Raw genomic sequence first — 773 nt, 5'->3', positions numbered from 1 at the left:
GGCTCGGCCAGCTCATCGACAGTGATGAGGACGCGCCGGACGCCGCAGTGCCGACGATTGCGGGGCCCATCGAGCCGGCAAAAGAAAATGTGATCGAGCTGAACCCCGCTGGTTCGGCCGAAAGACCGACCGCCGCGGCGGCCTCGGAAAGTGGCGAAGACGATGTTGCGCCGGTCAACGCCACGGCGTTTGCCGCGGTGCCACCGGATGCCGAAGCTGTCGAACCGGCGGAGGAACTGGCGCGGCTGCCCGACGATCCCGGCGTCGATCCGGACGACCAAGACCAAAAATCACCACGCAAGTTTCGATTGTTTTGATTCGGCTGAGCTTGATAGTTTTGGCCGATGGGAAGTAGGAATCACATGTTCGAACGCGTTCTGTCGTTTCTGAAGGACCTGCCGGCAGCTGGCAGCGCCCGCAACAACGCCGATGATCCGCGCATTGCGGCGTCCGCCCTTCTCTACCATGTGATGAGTGCCGACGGCGTGCGTCAGGATGCCGAATGGGAGCGGTTCAAGGCGGTGCTGGCGGAAAGCTATTCGATCAGCGGCGACGAGCTCGACGCGCTTGCCGCTGCCGGCGAGCGGGCCGACAATGAGGCGATCGACCTCTACGCCTTCACCAGTGTTTTGAAGCGTCAGCTCGATCCGGACGCGCGAAAAGCCTTCATCGGCCTGATGTGGCAGATCGTCTATGCCGATGGCGAATTGCACGAACTCGAGGACAATATCGTCTGGCGGGTCGCCGAGCTGATGGATGTCGAACGCCACGAC

Annotated in this window: 1 protein-coding gene and 1 pseudogene; both read left to right on the top strand. The window is 62.2% G+C overall.

The features are described 5' to 3' along the window. Positions 1 to 317: pseudogene (locus tag EOA86_RS39165) on the top strand (heme biosynthesis protein HemY); the annotation flags it as partial. A gap of 45 nt (positions 318 to 362) precedes the next feature. Further along, the coding region (locus EOA86_RS36915) for a TerB family tellurite resistance protein (RefSeq protein ID WP_128345854.1) at positions 363 to 773 on the top strand (411 nt) is incomplete at its 3' end.

It is taken from the genome of Mesorhizobium sp. M5C.F.Ca.IN.020.32.2.1, assembly GCF_004023105.1.
Lineage (GTDB): Bacteria > Pseudomonadota > Alphaproteobacteria > Rhizobiales > Rhizobiaceae > Mesorhizobium > Mesorhizobium wenxiniae.
This window is presented reverse-complemented; position numbering and strand designations above follow the sequence as displayed.